The 15,802-nt window shown below is 44.1% G+C and carries 18 protein-coding genes and 1 tRNA gene; 9 read left to right on the top strand and 10 right to left on the bottom strand.

The annotated features are described in order from the left end of the window. Positions 1–407: 407 nt before the first annotated feature. The 4 genes from HQN79_RS02615 to HQN79_RS02600 form a co-directional block, all read right to left on the bottom strand. Complete coding sequence (locus tag HQN79_RS02615; RefSeq protein WP_173284142.1) at positions 408–1,454, bottom strand: porin; 1,047 nt, start codon at positions 1,452–1,454, stop codon at positions 408–410. Between the two features lie 249 nt (positions 1,455–1,703). After that, the gene (rpsI, locus tag HQN79_RS02610; RefSeq protein WP_173284141.1) at positions 1,704–2,096 is read right to left on the bottom strand and encodes a 30S ribosomal protein S9; all 393 of its coding nucleotides are present in this window, start codon (positions 2,094–2,096) and stop codon (positions 1,704–1,706) included. 11 nt (positions 2,097–2,107) lie between these two features. Then, positions 2,108–2,536, bottom strand: coding sequence for a 50S ribosomal protein L13 (rplM, locus tag HQN79_RS02605; RefSeq protein ID WP_173284140.1), 429 nt, complete (start codon positions 2,534–2,536; stop codon positions 2,108–2,110). A 325-nt stretch (positions 2,537–2,861) separates the two neighbouring features. Further along, entirely contained in the window at positions 2,862–3,215 is a 354-nt protein-coding gene (locus HQN79_RS02600; RefSeq protein ID WP_173284139.1) for a hypothetical protein, read from the bottom strand. 485 nt (positions 3,216–3,700) lie between these two features. Here HQN79_RS02600 and HQN79_RS02595 point away from each other — a divergent pair, with 485 nt between their 5' ends. The 7 genes from HQN79_RS02595 to HQN79_RS02565 all read left to right on the top strand — a co-directional run bounded on the left by HQN79_RS02595 (position 3,701) and on the right by HQN79_RS02565 (position 8,161). Next, positions 3,701–5,011 carry a tyrosine-type recombinase/integrase gene (locus tag HQN79_RS02595; RefSeq protein ID WP_173284138.1) on the top strand — a complete coding sequence of 437 codons (1,311 nt, stop codon included), beginning with the start codon at positions 3,701–3,703 and terminating at the stop codon, positions 5,009–5,011. Positions 5,012–5,023: 12 nt separating this feature from the next. After that, positions 5,024–5,206, top strand: a complete 183-nt coding sequence (locus HQN79_RS02590) for a hypothetical protein (protein ID WP_173284137.1) — start codon at positions 5,024–5,026, stop codon at positions 5,204–5,206. A gap of 100 nt (positions 5,207–5,306) precedes the next feature. Next, positions 5,307–5,966: a hypothetical protein gene (locus tag HQN79_RS02585; RefSeq protein ID WP_173284136.1), complete on the top strand. Its 660-nt coding sequence runs from the start codon at positions 5,307–5,309 to the stop codon at positions 5,964–5,966. 104 nt (positions 5,967–6,070) lie between these two features. Next, the gene (locus HQN79_RS12185; protein ID WP_173284135.1) at positions 6,071–6,286 is read left to right on the top strand and encodes a helix-turn-helix domain-containing protein; all 216 of its coding nucleotides are present in this window, start codon (positions 6,071–6,073) and stop codon (positions 6,284–6,286) included. Further along, positions 6,283–6,561, top strand: coding sequence for a hypothetical protein (locus HQN79_RS02575; protein ID WP_173284134.1), 279 nt, complete (start codon positions 6,283–6,285; stop codon positions 6,559–6,561). Before HQN79_RS12185 ends, HQN79_RS02575 begins: the two co-directional genes overlap by 4 nt. A 2-nt stretch (positions 6,562–6,563) precedes the next feature. Continuing rightward, positions 6,564–7,535 (top strand): YagK/YfjJ domain-containing protein, encoded by a 972-nt coding sequence (locus HQN79_RS02570; protein ID WP_173284133.1) that lies wholly within the window; start codon positions 6,564–6,566, stop codon positions 7,533–7,535. 101 nt (positions 7,536–7,636) lie between these two features. Next, a complete protein-coding gene (locus tag HQN79_RS02565; RefSeq protein WP_173284132.1) occupies positions 7,637–8,161 on the top strand; it encodes a hypothetical protein in 525 nt (174 codons plus the stop codon). Positions 8,162–8,251: 90 nt separating this feature from the next. Here the strand turns inward: HQN79_RS02565 and HQN79_RS02560 are convergent. From HQN79_RS02560 to rpsU, 5 genes are all read right to left on the bottom strand, one after another. Further along, positions 8,252–8,328, bottom strand: a tRNA-Ile gene (locus HQN79_RS02560). A 217-nt stretch (positions 8,329–8,545) separates the two neighbouring features. Then, positions 8,546–10,330: an RNA polymerase sigma factor RpoD gene (gene rpoD / locus HQN79_RS02555; RefSeq protein WP_173284131.1), complete on the bottom strand. Its 1,785-nt coding sequence runs from the start codon at positions 10,328–10,330 to the stop codon at positions 8,546–8,548. 157 nt (positions 10,331–10,487) lie between these two features. Beyond that, the gene (gene dnaG, locus HQN79_RS02550; RefSeq protein WP_173284130.1) at positions 10,488–12,266 is read right to left on the bottom strand and encodes a DNA primase; all 1,779 of its coding nucleotides are present in this window, start codon (positions 12,264–12,266) and stop codon (positions 10,488–10,490) included. Between the two features lie 115 nt (positions 12,267–12,381). After that, complete coding sequence (locus HQN79_RS02545; RefSeq protein WP_173284129.1) at positions 12,382–12,837, bottom strand: GatB/YqeY domain-containing protein; 456 nt, start codon at positions 12,835–12,837, stop codon at positions 12,382–12,384. A gap of 17 nt (positions 12,838–12,854) precedes the next feature. Continuing rightward, positions 12,855–13,070: a 30S ribosomal protein S21 gene (gene rpsU / locus HQN79_RS02540; protein ID WP_173284128.1), complete on the bottom strand. Its 216-nt coding sequence runs from the start codon at positions 13,068–13,070 to the stop codon at positions 12,855–12,857. Positions 13,071–13,586: 516 nt separating this feature from the next. Between rpsU and tsaD the strand changes: the two genes are divergently transcribed. Further along, positions 13,587–14,618, top strand: a complete 1,032-nt coding sequence (gene tsaD / locus HQN79_RS02535; RefSeq protein WP_173284127.1) for a tRNA (adenosine(37)-N6)-threonylcarbamoyltransferase complex transferase subunit TsaD — start codon at positions 13,587–13,589, stop codon at positions 14,616–14,618. A gap of 57 nt (positions 14,619–14,675) precedes the next feature. Here tsaD and plsY read toward each other — a convergent pair whose 3' ends face one another. Continuing rightward, positions 14,676–15,269, bottom strand: coding sequence for a glycerol-3-phosphate 1-O-acyltransferase PlsY (gene plsY / locus HQN79_RS02530; RefSeq protein WP_173284126.1), 594 nt, complete (start codon positions 15,267–15,269; stop codon positions 14,676–14,678). A 170-nt stretch (positions 15,270–15,439) separates the two neighbouring features. Here plsY and folB point away from each other — a divergent pair, with 170 nt between their 5' ends. Beyond that, positions 15,440–15,802, top strand: a complete 363-nt coding sequence (folB, locus tag HQN79_RS02525; RefSeq protein WP_173284125.1) for a dihydroneopterin aldolase — start codon at positions 15,440–15,442, stop codon at positions 15,800–15,802.

The raw sequence follows: 15,802 nt of genomic DNA, 5'->3' as shown, positions 1-15,802 counted from the left end.
TCATAAACCGGGAACAAGTTTGTTTATATTTTATTACTGCAAAGTTTAAATATGTTGCACTTACGCAACAAATCGACCCTGATAAACTGTCACCTGAATGATTAATGATATTTATTAAGAATTATTCACAGAGAAAACAGTAATTAGGAAGCAAAAATCACTGTTATTGAACTTAGTTGACAAACACTCTATCCGGCATTGTTGTTTTTTTGGCTTAATACCATTGGCAGCAGAAATAGTCATCCATAGACCCGTTACAATCTCCTAGTGACAGAGAACAACAAACTGTGTATCAAACCGCAAAAAAACCATTAACGAAAAACAGTAAAAAATAAAAAAAAACCCGCATAGCGAACTACGCGGGTTTTCATCAAGCTAATTTAAACTGACGAATGTCAGCAATTAAATTAGAACTTGTGCAGAAGACCAACTACAGTTGAAGTAATATCGTCACCTGAACCATTCATATCTGAATCAGAGTTCATGTACTCGATATAACCTTTAGTTTTCTTACCTAGAGCATAGTCAAGACCGATTGCGTAAGCAGAACCATCGTCAGCACCAGCTGCATCGAAGTCAGTTGTAGAGTACTTCAACTTAGGCATAAGTTTGCCCATTTTGTAACCAACCTGTGCTTGGATGTTAGAACCTTCGGTAGCAACAAGCTCATCAGCATCGTTAAAAGTACCCGTATCTTGGAAATCTTGATAAGTAACATTAGCAATCAAACCACCAGCAGCGTACTGAGCAGAGATACGCATTTCAGTAGCATCATCCAAACCAGTTACAGCAGGAGTTGCAGTTGCACCAAGAGCGTTCATCATGTCACTACCATAATTGTTGTAAGCAGCTGATAGGTATAGACCTTCTTTCTGCGAACCGTACATAAGAGCAACAGAATACGCATCAGTTAGCTTAACATCTTCACCAGTTACACCTTCAGGAGATACGCCAGCCGCTACAAGAGAGATACCTGCGAAAGATGGAGAAACGTAAGCGATAACGTTAGCAGCGCGAACTTCTCCGCCTTTACCTAACATACCTAGACCACCGGTAATGTTAGATTTACCCATATCGGCAACACCGTCGTTGAAAAGGTCTTTCGCTTGAGACATTTTCAATGGAGTGTCGTGACGACCAAGAAGAACGGTACCAAAACCACCAGCAACACCAACTACAGCGTTACGAGCGCCTAGATCTTCAGATGCAGTTGCACCTTTACCACCAGCTACATCGATCTGCCACTCTAGGTGGTAAACTGCTTTAAGGCCGTTACCTAGATCTTCAGAACCTTTAACACCAACGCGAGAAGCGTAAGAGTTTACAGTAGTACCTTTATCAGTAGTGCTTTCGATACCAGCGTTTAGTTGACCGAAAAGAGTTGGCGCGTCAGCCATAGCTACAGGAGCTGCAACTGCAGAAGCGATTGCTAGAGCAATAACATTCTTTTTCATTTTTTAATTCCTTAAATTAGTTTTGTTAAGGCACACACTTTGTGTTGCTTGGATGCAACTATAGGCAGATCAAAAATCGGCTGCAAGTTTTTTTTGTCTTTTTACAACAAAGTTCTCTTATGTTGTATTTTTGCAACACAATCGGCCTTTAAAACTTGATCCAGCGCAAAAAACAAAAATCGCAGCGATAAAAAAACCCGCACAAGGCGGGTTTTTGAAACAAAACGATTGGTGTTGTAAAAATACCAATTAACGTTTTGAGAACTGTGGACGACGACGTGCTTTGCGTAGACCAACTTTTTTACGCTCAACCTGACGTGCATCACGAGTCAATAGACCACGCGCACGCAATGCAGAACGGTTTTCTTCGCTATATGCAACCAGTGCACGTGCAAGACCGTGACGTACCGCACCTGCTTGACCAGTTGTACCACCACCTACAACAGTGATGTAAGCATCAAACTGCTCAAGGCTTTCAGTCGCTTCAAGAGGCTGGTTGATAACCATTAGGTCTGTTTCACGAGCGAAATACTCATTGATATCACGACCGTTTACTACCATCTTGCCTGAACCTGTTTTTAGGAAGACACGAGCTACCGAGTTCTTACGACGACCTGTTCCGTAGTATTGTTCTGTTGCCATCTTTCTACCCCTTAAATATCAAGCGCTTTAGGTTGTTGAGCCGCATGTGGGTGTTCAGTACCCGCATACACTTTTAGCTTTTTGAACATTGCACGACCTAGAGGACCGCGAGGCAACATTCCTTTAACCGCAAACTCGATCGGACGGTTTGGCGCCTTATCCATCAACTTCTCGAAGTTGGTAGATTTAAGGTTACCCACATAACCAGTTACGTGGTGATACATTTTGTTTTTACGCTTGTTACCGGTTACAGCAACTTTTTCCGCGTTTACAACAACAATGTAGTCGCCGCAATCTGCATGAGGAGTGTACTCAGGCTTATGCTTACCACGAAGACGAGCAGCGATTTCAGCTGCAAGACGACCTAAAGTTTTACCTTCAGCGTCAACAACATACCAGTCACGTTTGATTTCAGCTGGTTTTGCAACAAATGTTTTCATAATTTGTTCCTAATAAATAAATGTAATCCAAATCCAAAGGACTCAAACCGGCGGTTTCAATCCACTTACTGTTTAACGGGCAATAAGGGGGAAGGATTAATTAAGCACGCGATTATACAAACTCACAAAGCAGACCGCAATCCTTTTCTTGAATAATTTCATATTCAAGTAATTGAATTTGCTATGCAAAAAGAAGGTACAAGGAGATTTAAAAACGAAGAGAGGCAAATCGATAAAAACACGTTTGCGGAAGGATGGATATTGGTAAGAGTACGCTCAAAACGATATCAAATTATCGTTCGCTTTATTTAATATCATGCCGCTTTTAAGCTGAAGGCAAAGCCATTTTAGATTCAAACACATCCGGCTGAACATTAAACAGCGCTTCTATCGCAATCGCCATCAATTTATCAAAAGAGGTATTTGAGACTTTAACCGCAAGCTCTTTGGTCAGAATTTTTCCTGATCTTTCTCCGTCTGGCTTACCGGTACAGTCGGCAACAAAATAATAACGCCCGCCGTTCCACTCAAATTCGGCATCTTCAATTGCGACATCGCCTGGAAGCTTAAACCATTGACCGTCACAGGCACTCTTAGATATAAATGCAGCCCCACCGGCAATACTATAACTATTATGCGACAGACAGACCAAACCTAGCTTTATATAGAAAATCGACACACTACCCCCCTCCCAACAGCCGGCAAACCCAAGTAAAAAATTTTACAGAGCCTGTACTTTTTAGCAGGTTTAAGCAAAAACAACAAGTAAAAAAAATCAATTAACGCAATAGTTTTAGCCTATTTAGCCAGAAAAAGCATCAAGTAGCGAACAATGCCGAAAATAATAGAAACAAGACAAAAAGAAATGGTGGGCCCTCCCAGACTTGAACTGGGGACCTGCCGATTATGAGTCTGAAATCTGCCTATTTTTTAATCACTTTATTTATCAACAATTTACACACTAACCTATTGTTTATTAAGGATTTTAGTTAGTATCTCTGCATATTTGTAAATACCCCAAAATAGCTTAAAATAGATGGTAAATGTTAGCCCCGCGTTAGTCCGAAACAGATCTCAAACGCAGGCTACATGCGGAAAGCTCGTTTTAAATGTTAGTCCGAAACCTGCTTTTAGCGAATTTAGCATTAAACAGGCTATATACAGATGGCAGAAAAGAATGAATTTCCTTTTACAGTTGAAGAACTAGACTCAATCTCAAAAAAAGGAACCTATTACGACTCGCACAAAAAAGCGAATGGCCTATACCTCAGAATCAAAAATAAAGGCGGGGCAAAGTCCTTTAAAGTTGGTGGGCGCATTAATGGCAAGCAAATAGAAGTCTCATTGGGAACCTACCCCAAAACCACTATAGAGCAAGCCAGAAAGAAAGCCCGTGCGGCGCAAGATGATTTCGCCGAAGGCATAAATCCCAATCAGAAAAAGAAGTTTCAACGCACCAAGCAAGCAACGCTCGCAGAAATGCTTGAGCTCTACCTTCAAATGAAAGCACTAAAGCCGCGAACAGTTCGAGGATATCGCTCTTCATTTCGCCTAGTCCTGTCACCATTAGCCAACACCCCCATAACAGAAATAGACTACAGCAAAATTCTTAAAATCCACAAAGACTACGCTAAACGCTCGCAAGCAGAAGCCGATAGGGCAATGCGTTTACTTAGAGCTATTTTTAACATGGCAATGGATGAAATTAGGGATTTAAACGGCAACCCGCTTATTCTTGAGAATCCAGTCAAAAAGCTCAGCAAAAACAAACAATTCACCAGATTAGAGCGCAAAACAAGAAAGCTAGAAGACGATCAAATAAAACCGTTCTTAGACACGTTTGAAGAGCTGGCAACAGACTCCCGCCCCTTCTACCAAATAGGTGCGGATCTAGCCCTAGTTCTTTTCTATCACGGCACACGAATAACTGAAACAGCTTCAATGAAATGGGAGCAGGTCGAAATTAAATACAAACGCTTCTACCTAACTGAAACCAAAAACGGTCGCCGACTATGGCTACCAATGACCAGCGAAAGCGAAAAAGTATTTAAGCGGCGCAAAAAGCTAAGTACAAGAAGTCAATTCGTCTTCCCTAGCGCAACCAATAACGAAAAACATATATCAGATATCAAAAAGCCATTGCGCCACCTGCTAGAACAAACAGGTGTAGAAATTACAGCACACGACCTACGAAGAACTTTTTTAAGTACAGGGGCTCGACTTGGATTTAATGACCATCTGCTAAAGCAATTGGCTAACCACGCCCTAAGCAATGATGTAACAGCAGGTTACATAATTCAGAACGCGGATGAACTCAGAGAGCCATCACAACGAATCACTAACACTTATCTGGAAAAAGCAGGCCGCACTATTACAGATACAGACAGCAAACTAAATGAGCTTGTAAAAAACCTTAGCGATGCGGAAAAACAACACTTAATTATGCGCTTACTAAATCAAAACAAAGCCGTTTAAGGAGGCACAACAATGGCAATCGTCACACAACAACAAATTGACACAAAAGAAGTAACAGAGTTCTATTGCGCTCACTTTAAAAAAGACGGTCAAATCTTTAGATCGCCTTACTTCACAACCAGAAAAGAGCTGGAAAACTGGAGAGCAAACTTCAACGGTAAAACAACACAATGCGGTAAATACACCACCTTTTAGACACAACATTGGCACGGCCTAGAGCGGCCACTCGAAAAGGGATCCCCCCCCTGACCGCGCCACCCAACTCATAAGGGTATTTGAGCTTGGAGACTTTCTCATGGGATTCAACAAAAGCGCGTTTTTAAACTTGATGGAACACTTTGATGAAAAAGGCTCACACCCTTTTGGGTATCAAGTCTTTCTAGAAGAACTACACTCCATGCCAGAGAGTGAATTTGAAAAATTAGAGATTGACTCCCTTACCGCACAATACTTATTTAACGCTTTAGAGCTATTAGGGGAAAGTGAGATTGACAACACTCCGACCGAAGCTGGAGAAGCAATACTAAAAATGATCGGAGGCAAATCAATAAGCTTTGAAGACTACTCAATGCCAACCCTCAGTGATGAAGAAAGGAATAAAGTAAAAGGCCGCATAAAAAAACTAAGCATAAGAGCTATTCACAAACTGGCAAGAATACTCATGGACAAGGAAATGCTGACAGAGATAAACGAGATTAAATCAAAAGGCAAAGGCCGTCCCAAACAAAACCAAGCCGACAGAATCAAGCTATTACAATCGAGAATTAACCACACTTCAAAACCTCAAACCAAAGACGATTTATTTCTTCAAGAAATCGAAGAACTTAAACAATCAACAGGTTCATACAGCCAAGCTTATGAAGTTTACGCTAAAACGCACCACATAGAGCCTGACAGCGTAGAAAAAAAGCATAAAAGAATAAGAAGAAGATCTCTAATACAGAGGGGACAATAATTAGTTATTTAATGACCCTGCCGCCCCGCCTTAAATATCTTTAATCTACTCAACATGGTTTTGCGCAATTCCATATATCCATAAATTGATATAAGGAAAAAATCATGAACTTGAGAAATAAAATCCCAAAATACCACACACCTGAACAAGTGTCAGAGTTAATCGGCGTTACAGTTGGAACACTTGCTACTTGGCGCATGACAGGCCGCTACAACTTGCCCTTTATCAAAGTAGGGCGCAAAGTGCTTTACCGCGTAACAGACGTTGAATCATGGCTCGAAAGTCGTGTACAGCTCCACACTGGGGAGGGTAAGGCATGAAACAGGAGATTCCAGAACACGTTAAAGCCCTTGCCTATCTATATCAGCAAAGCCTATACGGTAACGGCGCGACAAACGCCTCTTACGGCAAACAACCTCAAGGCAACCATTATTTCCGCAACCATTTTAATAAAGGTGGCGAATTTGAAGGACTGCGCATTATTACCGTGTGGGATAAGCACCTAGAAAAACGCTTTAAACGCTACTACCTACACCCTGACGATTACCAGAAAGCGGAGGCAATATTGGCCTCTCACAAACTAATCAAGGGGTAATTATGACTCGCGCTCACTTTATCGGTGGGCGTGATTTTAATCAGTTCGGCGGCACATTGAATTTCGGTGCGCTTGGCTTTTCTGATTTTGTCGCGGCTACCCTATTCCATGAAACCAGAAGCACGAACTGGGTGACTCAAACGGGCACAAAATTAACCAAAAAATTAAGTATTGAAAAAAGCGGTTTTGACACAAAACACACAAACGGTTTTGACACACGCGGTTTTGACACACAAAACTCAGCACAGACCAGAACCAGCGGGGCTTTTCCCAAGGCTCCCGATGTAAAAAACAAGGGGAGTTTAATAATATCCCCTATTTGTAACCACCCCACTAAGAGAAAAAGTAGAAAAAAATTAACCAATAGAAAGAAACAAACTGATGAAACTCACTTTGAGCATAACGGCGTATTTTTTGAGGTGATAACACGAAGCAAAAGCGGCAAGACTAAATATTCGATTTACACGGAAATAATGACGCGCATTATTGAGCAGTTCGATGCGGCCTTCTCTTTACATGGTCGCATTTTTGTTCAGCACATTATTCTAAGCACCGCTTATTACACCAGTGACAACAAAATGATGACAGGATTTCGCAAGAGCTTGGTTCAATTATTGGAGCGCAAATTTGGCGCAAAGAACACCGCATACATCTGGGTACGAGAGGTCGAGAACGTCAAAAAACAGCACTACCATGTCTTTGTCGCAGTAGACGGTCAAAAGGTTTGGTTTAAAGAAACTATGGCGGCAACAGTTAAACCCATCGTCAAGCGATCAAGCTACTTTACTAACGTAACACTGGCAGGATTCCACCAAGTAGATGACAAAGCCAGTTTTAACGAAATGATCTATCACTCTTCTTATTTAGCAAAGACACGCGGTAAAGGATTCCGGCCAGCACAGAGCAAAGATTACGGAACATCACGACTCAAACCTCAGGGCCCCTGTAGGCAAGCTTCTTTAAAGGGTACATAGAGGCGCAAAATTTCTCTACTTATGAAGTTTTTAAAAAGGCATTTCTTTCCGATTCAAGCAACCGATTAAAGAAAACTGGGAAACAAATGGGAGAACAAGCAATGACAATCAAAATCGACCAGAGTTTAGACACAGAATTAACACAACAGCAGTTAGCCGAACACCTTGGACTAAGCACTAGACAAGTCTATAACCTTGAGCAAAAAGGAGTAATACCCAAAAGATCACCAAACAAAGGTTATGACTTAACCGAGTGTGTACAGAGCTACCTACAAAACTTAACAGCTAAAAACGAAAACAAACACAGCACAGATTCAACTAAAGCCCAAATAGAACAAACACGTTTGACCAGATTAAGAGCTGAGGCATTAGAAATCAAAAATGAAAATTTATTAAATCAGCTACTCCCTAAAGAATTGCTCAAAGCAATAGTAATCAGACAAAGCCATCACGTTATTCAAACCGCCTCAACTTTGCCTGATCATATAGAAACACTAGATTTGAACTTAGATAAACAAGTAATAGAGGTTATTAAGCAGACAGTCAATCAAGTGACACAAATCTGCCATGAAACAGCAGAAGGAATTGATAAAGCTATTAACGAAAGCGGCGATTTAGTGAAATGAATTGTTAGCCCCGTGTTAGTCCGAAGAAAAATCGACTAATTAAGAATTATTCTTAAATAGCTACAAGGCTTATAAATAAAGGCTTTGAAATGGTGGGCCCTCACGGACTTGAACCGTGGACCTGCCGATTATGAGTCGGATGCTCTAACCAACTGAGCTAAGGGCCCGAAAAAGACATACACCTGAACAAGGCATACTATAGATTGCGCGCTATTATAGCGACTATCCTATTTCAAAGGAAATTTTAATACAGATTTAAAATCCGGAACATTAAAAACATTTTTTGCATCGCGCCAGCAAATGCCATAAAACAATTTGAATACAAACAAAAAACCCGCAAGACAAAAGCCTTGCGGGTTTTTCGGCCCGGGCAAAACCAGTAATTTAATCCAGGAAGCTCTTCAGGCGTTCTGCACGGCTTGGGTGACGAAGCTTACGCAACGCTTTAGCCTCAATCTGACGAATACGCTCACGGGTAACATCAAACTGCTTACCAACCTCTTCCAAAGTGTGGTCAGTATTCATGCTAAGACCGAAACGCATTCGCAAAACTTTGGCTTCACGAGGAGTCAAAGTATTCAACATTTCGCGCACAGTCTCGCTCATACCCTCTGCATCGGCAGCATCCTGCGGAGCAAGAATATTAGAATCCTCAATAAAATCACCCAGTGATGAATCTTCATCATCACCGATCGGCGTTTCCATTGAGATCGGCTCTTTAGCAATCTTCATAACCTTACGGATTTTATCTTCCGGCATCTCCATCTCAATCGCCAACTCTTCAGGCGTCGGCTCACGCCCCATTTTCTGCAGCAATTGACGCTGAATACGATTCAACTTATTAATCGTCTCAATCATATGCACCGGAATACGAATGGTGCGCGCCTGATCGGCAATCGAACGGGTAATGGCCTGACGAATCCACCAGGTCGCATAGGTTGAGAACTTGTAACCACGGCGATATTCAAACTTATCCACCGCTTTCATCAGACCGATATTCCCTTCCTGAATCAGATCCAGGAACTGCAAACCGCGGTTGGTGTACTTTTTGGCAATCGAAATAACCAGGCGCAAGTTCGCCTCGATCATCTCGCGCTTCGCTTTGCGCGTATTGCTTTCCGCCTTACTCAGATCTTTATACACTTCTTTATAAAGAGCAATCGGCATGCGCTCCGCTTTCTCGATCATCGCCAAACGTTTCTGTGCACGTTTAACATCATTACGTGCATCTTCCAACTTGGAAGCCAAGTCCGGGCACTTCTCTTTAAGACGATCAACTAACGTATAATCCGTCTCCTGACCTACAAACTGCTCAAGGAAAAGCGCTCGCGGAACGCGAATACGACGTTGAACCAAATCTACAACCACTCGCTCCTGCTCACGAATAGATTTGATGCGGTTTTTGATGTCGCGAATCAAGGCATTTGAGAAAAGCGGAGAAATTTTAACGCCTTTCAAGTGCTCAACAATTTCTTCTCGAATTGCCAATACTTTAGGATCGTCACCACCAAGTTCTTTTTCAAGACCCAGCGCTTTATTCTGCAAATCACGGAGCTTATCGAGGAATTTAGCCAATTCCTCTTCATCGATACCATCTTCTTTTGGCTCGTTATTATCGTTATCCGGAGACAACTCTTCAACCGGCACATCGACCAGATCTTCAGGTCGGACAAACCCTTGAACTACATCGGCGATTTTCCCTTCACCATCATCCATTCGATCAAAAGCATCCAGAATACTCTTTGCAAAGTTCGGGTACTTAGCCAAGGCATCCAGCATGTCGCGAATACCCCATTCGATACGTTTGGCAATATCGATCTCGCCATGACGGGTCAACAGGTCAACCGACCCCATTTCACGCATATACATACGAACCGGATCGGTAGTGCGACCGAATTCACTGTCCACTTCCGCCAAAGCCGCAATCGCCGCCTCTGCCGCCGCGTCATCAAAAGCGCCGCCATCATCGGCCATCAGCTCATCTTCATCCGGCGGGCTGTCAAATAGACGAATACCAAAGTCTTTAAGAATGGTTAATACTTGCCCAAGCTGATCTTCTTCAATATCATCCGGCAAAACATCATTTACATCGGCGTAAGTGAGATAACCCAACTCCTTCGCGCGCTCAATCAAATCTATTAACTGCTGTTTTCTTTCGACTTTGGTCATGCTTTGTCCCGACTGTAATTTACAATAAAACGAGAAAGGGGTTAATCCGGAGCCTTTTCTAGCCACCTTGGAAAAACCGAACTCGCTATTATATCAAATTTTTCAAATATTTAGAATGTGTGATTTAATTATTCTCAGGTTTCATTCAAACTGACGTTTATTTCGTTTTCTTTATTTCCGTCAGACGCCCCATTTCCTGTTCGTTCCACCCCTGAGAACCCAGACGAATTTCATCCAACTGCCTGGCCAGCAACAATGACAACTCTTTCAACTCGTTAATTAAGAAAGTTTCATCATCCGGCAAATCCGAAGCCACAATCAGAGGTAAAAACACATCCATACCAAATTGCTTAAAGACCCCGTCCACTTGACTGAGATCCTGAGAAGTTATCGACTGAGCCTGCATGCGCTTGAGCAATTCCGCCAAAAGCAAATAATCCTTTTCGCTCTGGGTACTTAGATTTTGCAAAAGCCCTGTAGAAAATATTTGACTCCATTGCGGATTTTTCAAGAGCACTCGAACAATTTTTAACGGTACACTCAAAACCTTGGGCATGGGAACCGTCTGCTGCCGCGCTTTTTTGGCTTGCCCGCGATTCTGCGAACTCCCGGAACGAACACCAATCTGCTGCCCTAAAACCCAGTCTTTCATACCGACCAGATCTGCCACCCTTTCCAAGAGCTTGATTTGCACCACACCCCGTGCATTTTTAATATAAGGCTCCGCCAAAGCGACAAATCGCTGCCCACCCTCAACACTCTGCACGTCTCCACCAAGACGAGACTGCAAGCCATTTAACAGAAAGTCGGAGAGTAAATACGCCTGATCAATTCGTCTCTCGAACGCCTCAACGCCTTCCTTGCGCACCATCGAATCCGGATCTTCTCCGAGCGGCAAAAATAAAAACTTCGCCACCCTCTGACCTTCCATCATCGGTAAAGCAATATCCAGAGCTTTCCAGGCCGCCTTAACACCTGCCTCGTCACCATCAAAACAGAACACTACTTCATTGACCTGACGAAACAGCAGCTCCAGATGCTCCTGGGTTGTGGCCGTCCCCAACGTAGCGACCGCATTACGAATTCCAAACTGCGCCAAGGCCACGACATCCATATAACCCTCAACCACCAGAATGCGCTCGACTGGCACACGCGACTGACGCATTTCGTACAAGCCATACAACGTACTGCTTTTGTGGAAAATCGGCGTCTCCGGCGAGTTCAAATATTTTGGCTGCCCTTGATCCAGAATACGCCCTCCAAAAGCGATATAACGCCCTCGGCCGTCGCGAATCGGAAACATGATGCGTTCACGGAAACGGTCATAAATCTTTCCGCCCTCTTTCTGCACCAGCATTCCTGCTTCGACCAGCTGCTTCTGTAACGAAGCATCCGCTTTCAACCCCTTGAGCAAACTATCCCACCCCGGAGGCGCGTAACCGATTTTGAATTCTTTGGCTATTTCCGACGTTAATCCGCGCTTCTTCAGATAACTCTTTGCTTGCTCAGACTGGGGATGGTCACGTAACTGCATACGATAGAAACGCGCTGCCATCTGCATAACATCATACAAATCCCGCTGCTTCTGCTGACGCTGTTGCTCTTCTTGACGTTTCTGCGGACTCAACTCCTCGCGCGGTACCGGCATACCGTACATGGCGGCCAGTGTCTCCACCGCCTCGACAAAACTCAGACCGTCATATTCCATCAAAAAGGTGATTGCATCACCGCTGGCACCGCAGCCGAAGCAGTGATAGAACTGCTTTTGCGGATTTACATTAAAGGAAGGCGTTTTTTCATCATGAAACGGACAGCAAGCCTTATAAGTCGCACCGGCTTTCTTCAAAGGCACGCGCTGATTAATCACTTGAACCAGATCAGCGCGCGCCAATACCGATTCAATAAACGACTTGGGAATTGTCCCGCCTTGAGCCATACAAAAGTCCGTTGATGAAAAGTAGAGATTATCTTAATTCAAGTTCGGAAAAATAAAAAACCCGCCGGTGAAAATCACACAGCGGGTTTTCGTCAAACCGATGCATATAAAACAATTAAGCGCTTAACTTTGCCTTAATCAGTTTACTGACCTCACCCATATCGGCGCGTCCCTGCATCTTCGGCTTTAGCAAGCCCATTACTTTACCCATATCTTGCATTGAAGCGGCGCCGGTTTCCGCCATCGCTTCGTCAATTAGAGCAGAAATTTCATCTTCAGTCAGCGCTTGCGGCATAAAATCCTGAATGACAGACATCTCATAGGCTTCTTGCTCAGCCAGATCCGAACGCTCCGCGTCCACATACTGCTGATGAGAATCTTTACGCTGCTTCATTGCCTTGTCTAAGATAGCAAGAACTTCCGCATCGTCTTCCAATGTCGTTTGATTATCAATCTCAACCTGTTTGATGGCTGCCAATAGCGCGCGCACAACACCTAGGCGCGCCTTGTCTTTTGCCTTCATGCAGGCTTTCATTTCTGCCGTTAACTGCTCTTTTAATGCACTCGCCACAAGTAAAGTCCTATGGATTAGTAAAGACGAGTAGTACGACGGTTTTCGCGAGCTAGGCGCTTAGCAAGACGCTTAACTGCAGCCGCTTTCATGCGCTTACGCGCCCAAGTTGGCTTTTCATAAAATTCACGCTTACGAGTTTCGGTCAATACACCGGCTTTCTCACAAGCACGTTTAAAACGACGTAGAGCTACGTCAAATGGTTCTGTATCACGGATTTTTACGCTTGGCATAATAATTACCTTTTAAATTCTTTGAAATTCTATCGCTCAGGGCCGCATGACATGACGCATATCTCTACATTCTATTCGAGACGCCCTTTCTTTCCCTCGCAAGAATCAGGAAATAGCTGAAAACGCAGAATTATAAATTTACCCTGATTTTTTTGCAAACCTTTTTACAGAGAATCTTGCCAATCAGGCGGAATAATTTTCCCAACTGCGGATTCCCCACGCAGAAAACTCAAGATTAAAAACGTTTTCAACAACTTAATATCAATTTAAACTTGACGCACCACCCATCTACTCCCCCAAACTACTCCCAAAAAGCATTCCTCTCTTCCGACACTAAGACGGAACCAGAGCAACGGATGACAATCGGCCTTAAACCAGAATAAGGGCATAATTTATTCTACGCACAGACAATGATGCGCTAATGCCAGGTTTCTCCGTGGTTTTTTGTTAAAATTCATCCACTCTTTATCCACCTTTAACCCGAGGCCCTCTGCCTCTACCGAGAGAAAACAGTTAATGCTTGTATTGGGAATTGAAAGTTCATGCGATGAGACCGGCATCGCGCTCTATGACGGCGAAAACGGATTATTGGCACACCGACTTTACAGTCAGGTTGAATTGCATGCGCTTTATGGCGGCGTCGTACCGGAGCTCGCTTCACGCGACCATATCCGCCGCATTATTCCTCTAATACAGGACACCTTAAAGGCGGCAGAACGACAAATCAGCGATCTGTCAGGCATTGCCTACACGGCAGGACCAGGGCTTATCGGCGCCTTATTAACCGGGGCTTCGGTTGCAAGGAGCCTCGCTTTTTCTCTGAATATTCCTGCCGTCGGCGTACATCATATGGAAGGCCACTTACTGGCTCCGATGCTGGAAGAAAATAAACCCCAGTTCCCTTTTATCTGCCTACTGGTCTCCGGTGGACACTCCATGATTATCCGCGTTGACGGCATAGGCCGTTACCGACTCTTAGGGGACACCCTCGACGATGCTGCAGGAGAAGCGTTCGATAAAACAGCCAAGCTTCTCGACCTCGGCTACCCCGGCGGCCCGGAAGTTTCCAAACTGGCTTTACAAGGCAATAGTGAACGCTACAAATTTCCGCGTCCAATGGTCGACCGACCGGGGCTGGATATGAGTTTCAGCGGGCTGAAGACCTACACCTTGAATACATGGAAACAAGCCCAAAAAGAGAATGATGCAACACTGCAAACCAAAGCCGACATCTGCCGTGCTTTTGAGATGGCGGTTGCCGACACTTTGGCAATCAAGTGCAAACGTGCTCTGGAACAGGAAGGACTGAATCGACTGGTCGTATCCGGCGGTGTCAGTGCCAACCGCGAAATCCGCGAAAAACTGCAAAACCTGATGAAAAAACGTCGTGGAGAAGCATTTTTCCCTCGTTTGGAATTCTGCACTGATAACGGCGCAATGATCGCTTACGCCGGCGCGCAGCGCCTGATGGCTGGTGAAGAACAGGGACTTAACTTTTCGGCCACACCGCGCTGGTCGCTTGAAGAACTCCCACCGATCGATTTTTAACAAAAACGCCCGAAATTTTCGGGCGTTTTTGTTTTGACCGATGACGTTAACAGCGAATCAATTCTTTTTAATCAGACTTTCTTCACCGTTAAGCAGACGTTGAATGTTACTGCGATGACGCCAAAACAGAATCAACGTCATAACCGCCGAACCGATCACCCAACTCATTTCCGCATCGATAAAATAAATATACACTGGAGCCAATAGGGATGCGACCAACGCGGAAAGCGATGAAATTTTCAAGACCTTGGCGACAAATAACCAGGTTGCCACCACCGCCAGACCGGCCGGAAAAGAGAGCGCCAAAAGCACGCCCATCATCGTTGCCACCCCTTTACCGCCACGAAAACCGAAAAACAGCGGATACAAGTGTCCGATAAAAGCCGCAAAGCCGATGACAAACACTTCCGCATTGGAAAAGCCCAGCTGATAAGCAAGCACAACCGGAATCACGCCCTTAAGCATATCCCCAAACAGAGTTACCGCAGCCGGTTTATTGCCATACAAACGTTTAACATTGGTCGCGCCAGGATTCCCGGAGCCACCTTCGCGTGGATCGCCCAACCCCATAACCCGACAGACAATAATTGCCGCCGACACCGATCCAAGCAGATAGGACAACGCTACCGCAAGATAAATTTCATAACCCATTATTTACTCCCCTAAAAGCCCTGATTTTCTGTTTTTACCTTTTATTATCAGGAGCCTATTGAATTTGAATCGGCAGCAATTCTACCCGCTTGTTCAGGAAAAAGAAAACCGGGCAGATAAAATCATTACAATACGATCCATGAGCATCAACGTAACTGCAAGGAGTGGATGTGCACGACATTATCTACATTGAAGGTCTGAAAACCGACGCGATTATCGGCATCTATGACTGGGAAAAACAACAGCGGCAACCGCTGATTTTCGATCTTGAAATGAGTGTACCGATTGCCAATGCGGCAAAAAGCGATCAGATTGAAGATACCGTCGACTACAAATCAGTGGCCGACTTTATTATCGAATGGGCTGGCAATAGCCGGTTTGACCTTTTGGAAACCCTTCTGGAACAGCTAACTGAAGAACTGTTTTCGCGTTTCAGCGCGATCCGTCATCTCAAAATCAAGATAGGTAAACCGCAAGCGGTTCCTCAGGCAAAAACCGTCGGGCTCATTATTCAACGCAGCCGACAGGAGTAA

The sequence above is a fragment of the Thiomicrorhabdus xiamenensis genome, from assembly GCF_013282625.1.
GTDB classification, from domain to species: domain Bacteria; phylum Pseudomonadota; class Gammaproteobacteria; order Thiomicrospirales; family Thiomicrospiraceae; genus Thiomicrorhabdus; species Thiomicrorhabdus xiamenensis.
Note: the sequence above shows the minus strand (reverse complement) of the source record. Positions and strands in the feature narration are given on the sequence as shown.

Bases quoted from the DNA above. Each gene is read 5' to 3' on its own strand.
- HQN79_RS02615 (WP_173284142.1), bottom strand. From the start codon at position 1,454: ATGAAAAAGAATGTTATTGCTCTAGCAATCGCTTCTGCAGTTGCAGCT.
- rpsI (WP_173284141.1), bottom strand. From the start codon at position 2,096: ATGGCAACAGAACAATACTACGGAACAGGTCGTCGTAAGAACTCGGTA.
- rplM (WP_173284140.1), bottom strand. From the start codon at position 2,536: ATGAAAACATTTGTTGCAAAACCAGCTGAAATCAAACGTGACTGGTAT.
- HQN79_RS02595 (WP_173284138.1), top strand. From the start codon at position 3,701: ATGGCAGAAAAGAATGAATTTCCTTTTACAGTTGAAGAACTAGACTCA.
- HQN79_RS02590 (WP_173284137.1), top strand. From the start codon at position 5,024: ATGGCAATCGTCACACAACAACAAATTGACACAAAAGAAGTAACAGAG.
- HQN79_RS02585 (WP_173284136.1), top strand. From the start codon at position 5,307: ATGGGATTCAACAAAAGCGCGTTTTTAAACTTGATGGAACACTTTGAT.
- HQN79_RS12185 (WP_173284135.1), top strand. From the start codon at position 6,071: ATGAACTTGAGAAATAAAATCCCAAAATACCACACACCTGAACAAGTG.
- HQN79_RS02575 (WP_173284134.1), top strand. From the start codon at position 6,283: ATGAAACAGGAGATTCCAGAACACGTTAAAGCCCTTGCCTATCTATAT.
- HQN79_RS02570 (WP_173284133.1), top strand. From the start codon at position 6,564: ATGACTCGCGCTCACTTTATCGGTGGGCGTGATTTTAATCAGTTCGGC.
- HQN79_RS02565 (WP_173284132.1), top strand. From the start codon at position 7,637: ATGACAATCAAAATCGACCAGAGTTTAGACACAGAATTAACACAACAG.
- rpoD (WP_173284131.1), bottom strand. From the start codon at position 10,330: ATGACCAAAGTCGAAAGAAAACAGCAGTTAATAGATTTGATTGAGCGC.
- dnaG (WP_173284130.1), bottom strand. From the start codon at position 12,266: ATGGCTCAAGGCGGGACAATTCCCAAGTCGTTTATTGAATCGGTATTG.
- rpsU (WP_173284128.1), bottom strand. From the start codon at position 13,070: ATGCCAAGCGTAAAAATCCGTGATACAGAACCATTTGACGTAGCTCTA.
- tsaD (WP_173284127.1), top strand. From the start codon at position 13,587: ATGCTTGTATTGGGAATTGAAAGTTCATGCGATGAGACCGGCATCGCG.
- plsY (WP_173284126.1), bottom strand. From the start codon at position 15,269: ATGGGTTATGAAATTTATCTTGCGGTAGCGTTGTCCTATCTGCTTGGA.